Below are 3,527 nucleotides of genomic sequence, written 5' to 3'. Positions count from 1 at the left end.
AATTTGAGTTCTAAAGTTGCTTTTTCGTACGTTTTTTTTCGCCAGGGATCTTTTTGTGTTTTCATAAGTGACTATAATTAAGTGTTTAATTTTTAGTCAACCTATTTCAGGAAAGTACAATTATCAAATGTTACATAACGTTGTTGTGTATGATTAGTTGCGTGTTTCAAGCAGTGAATTTACTAAATAAAGCACGAACGGCGAAATTCCGAAGGAATTTCCCAAGTGAGCTAAAACCAGCAATTAATTATACACGGTGTTGGCAAATCGTATTTTTTAATTCATTGTAAATTCAATTCCTCTCTCTCTCTCTTAACTTATTTTACCAATCTTCTTCAGTTTTCTTTTTCCCATTTATATAGTTTTCTAAATCTGTAGAAAGATTATTAAACACACTTGGAATGTCTGTTATTAATTCGGAATATAAACCTCTTACTTTTCCGCTATTTTTGTAATAACGTTTTGCGTTTTCATTTATGAATATTTCGTTCCATCCATATTCTTTAGTATAATATTCAAGTTTTGTTGGGGTAAACTTTATTTTACCTTCTTTAAAAGCTATTTCAATTATATATTTTGCATTCATAGAGCTTCCACTTCCAATTCTTAAAGTAGAAGGACTTATTCCTTCAATGAAAATTTTTTCATTTGCAATTTTTGAATTAATTACTTCTTCTGGTTTTTTAAATGTTTCTTTTATCCAATTAATACTTTTTGAATATAATTCAGATTTAGCTTTGTCTTTAAAATTTATAACTAAATAATCATTTAAACCTTTGTTGTCGAATTTAAATTTTTCCTGACTATAAGAATTTAGATAAGTTAATAATGTAAATAATAAAGCGATTTTTTTAAGTTTATTTTTCATCTTTTTCAATTATATAAGTTTAGTGATTTGTTTATTATGATTGGTTTGATAACTCAATTAATTTCAGAATTAAAAGAATTATGGTAATTAAAAAACTAATTCTAGCAATCCATTTTGTCCATAAAAATTCAGAGAGAGTTTTGTTAATTAATTTTATGTTAACTCGTTTATTTTCCTTTTCAAGCCATTTATTAGTCATTCCACCATTTTTCAAAAGTTCAATAATTTCTTCACGTTTGAATTTATGTCCTAAAGTTTTATCACCTCTTTCGTTTTTGTATGAAAGAATATTTAATGTGCTTAATTCTATTATTATAAATTCAATTCGCTCTTTATTGATTCCAGTTTCTTTTAATAAGAATGGAAGTGCACCCTTATAAACGTTTTCCTTTTGATGTATGTCTAAAAATTTTTTCAAAGCTAAATCAATAGAAATAGATTCTTTTTCTGTTAATTCCTTTTTCATTTTTTTTGAGTGATTGGTATATGTTTGCCAACGTTTTGGTATAAAAATTTTTGCGATTTAAAAATGCGGCAAATTTTCCACCGGAAAATTAGAAGTATTTTTAAAAAAGCAAAAAGCTTTGATAAGGCATAAATTTAAGCAATTTTTTTTATACGGTGTTGTAATTCTGTTGTGAAACATTTGAGTAAATACATTTTAATTCCATTTTCAACTTTTCAGCATTTGAGTAAATTCCGACATTTTTTATGTAAAACACTTTTTCTAAAAAAAAAGCGAAAAAATTACGCAAATTTGGTTTTGTGTTTGAGTAAATTCAAAGGTTTTTATTACACAAAGTTTTTCAATTCCGCAATTTTGGAATTCCATTTCAATATTTGTGCGAGTAAAAATTCCGCAAACTTTCTTAATTCAGAATTTTCACAAACTTGCTAAATTCCGCAATTTTGAAAAATTTTGACGAGCGAGAGAGTGTTCCACAAATTTTCAGTTTTCTAAAATTTAAAAGTAAAGAAATTCAATATTTCCCAGGTTTCAATTCAGCGTTTTGATTTTTCTGAGCAATGAATTACAACGTTGTTGTGTTATGGAAAGTTGCGATTTTTATGAACGGCTATTTTCCGCAGGAAAATTGAAGTGAGTAAAAATGCAACTGCCTTCGGTTAAGCTAAAAATAAGCAATTTTTTATACATGGTGTTGTGCGTTCGTTTTTTTTATTCGCTCTATAATTTTAAATCCTAAATATTCTTTTAGTTTTGGGAACTTATTTCTATAATATACATTCCAATAACTTATTACTCTGCTTTCAGTTTGTTTCCAGTATTTTGGATTTTCATTTTTAAATTCAATGTAAAGATTCAACGTGTTTTCATTTATTTTCTTGTCAATTATCGGTAATAATTCATAAATATATTCTCCCATTAATTGAACAATGAATGGAATTGTCCATTTTTCAGCGTTTTCAGACATTAAATTCAGTCTTTTTTCTCTTAAATACCCATTGTTATGTCTTAAATAAATACAATTTAAAATTTCTTTTTGTTTTTCAGTTAGAGCTTTTTCCAATTCAGGATTTGGTTCGTCGAAATATAGTCTGTAAGGAATTGTCAAAGTTTCATTATCAATTGTTAAGTTCAATTCAGTTTCGTGAATTAGATTGTCAACTTGACTAAATATTCCGTCAAATAATTTTACTTTATTTTGTTCAAATGGTAAAATTTTTAAAACTTCTTTTAAATCAGAGTGCAGTTTTTTCGGGAAAGCTTTAGTTAATCTTTCCTTGTATTCATATTTTAAATTTCTCCTAAATATGTTCAGCATTTCAGATTTTTTTTTAAATGACGCACAACGTTTTTGTGTAAGATTAGTTGCGTTTTTTAAGCACTAAAGTTAGTAAATAAAACACGAACCAAGAAAGTCCCAAAGGACTTTCGTAAATTGGCTAAAACCAGCAATTAATTTTACACGGTGTTGGGCTTAGTTATTTTATTTTCAGTTCGTATTTATCTTCACAATTCAAACATTTAACATCATTATTTTCAATTCGATATTCAGTTTCCAAATATTCAGATTTTTCATTTTTATAATTCAGTTTAAGTATGTTTTCTTTCAGATAATAAGTTCCTATGTTTTCACTTTCACAACTAAGATTATATGTAGAAGCAAAAAACTTTCCATTTTCAAACAGCTGAATTTTTATAAATGGTGGGTTTTCATTTTCAATTACATTTTTTTCTTTTCCATAATAAGTTGTCATAATTATTTGTCTTAAAAAAACACTTAAAAATAAAATTATAGAAGTAATGACAATTATTGCGATTCGGTATTTTTTCCATTTTCCTTTTGCGTAATAAATCCAAGAGTTTATGATTATTCCAAATACTAAAGGAATAAAAATAATCCAAGTACCAGCAAGAATTATTTGTTCAGCATCACAAAGTGCTCCATTTCCTAAGATTTTCAGATCAATTAAAATAAATCCTAAAAGTAGAATTAAAGAAACTGTAATAAATTGTGCGATTATTATTAAAGCATTTTTTACTGTCATTTTGGAGGTTCTTCTTAATTAAGCCCAACGTTTTGGTATAAAAATTTTTGCGATTTAAAAATGCGGCAAATTTTCCACCGGAAAATTAGAAGCATTTTTAAAAAAGCAAAAAGCTTTGATTAGGCATAAATTTAAGCAATTTTTTTTA

4 protein-coding genes are annotated in these 3,527 nt (G+C 26.4%); all 4 read right to left on the bottom strand.

Translation table 11 applies throughout. The annotated features are described in order from the left end of the window. Nucleotides 1-322: 322 nt before the first annotated feature. Nucleotides 323-868 carry a DUF4468 domain-containing protein gene (locus SHK09_RS15320; RefSeq protein ID WP_319811666.1) on the bottom strand — a complete coding sequence of 182 codons (546 nt, stop codon included), beginning with the start codon at nt 866-868 and terminating at the stop codon, nt 323-325. Between the two features lie 34 nt (nt 869-902). Next, nucleotides 903-1,334, bottom strand: coding sequence for a hypothetical protein (locus SHK09_RS15315; RefSeq protein ID WP_319811665.1), 432 nt, complete (start codon nt 1,332-1,334; stop codon nt 903-905). Between the two features lie 682 nt (nt 1,335-2,016). Continuing rightward, nucleotides 2,017-2,652 carry a hypothetical protein gene (locus tag SHK09_RS15310; RefSeq protein ID WP_319811664.1) on the bottom strand — a complete coding sequence of 212 codons (636 nt, stop codon included), beginning with the start codon at nt 2,650-2,652 and terminating at the stop codon, nt 2,017-2,019. Between the two features lie 160 nt (nt 2,653-2,812). Then, nucleotides 2,813-3,379 (bottom strand): hypothetical protein, encoded by a 567-nt coding sequence (locus SHK09_RS15305; protein WP_319811663.1) that lies wholly within the window; start codon nt 3,377-3,379, stop codon nt 2,813-2,815. Nucleotides 3,380-3,527 lie beyond the last annotated feature (148 nt).

Origin of the sequence: Polaribacter sp. PL03 (assembly GCF_033875165.1) — a bacterium.
GTDB lineage: Bacteria > Bacteroidota > Bacteroidia > Flavobacteriales > Flavobacteriaceae > Polaribacter.
This window is presented reverse-complemented; position numbering and strand designations above follow the sequence as displayed.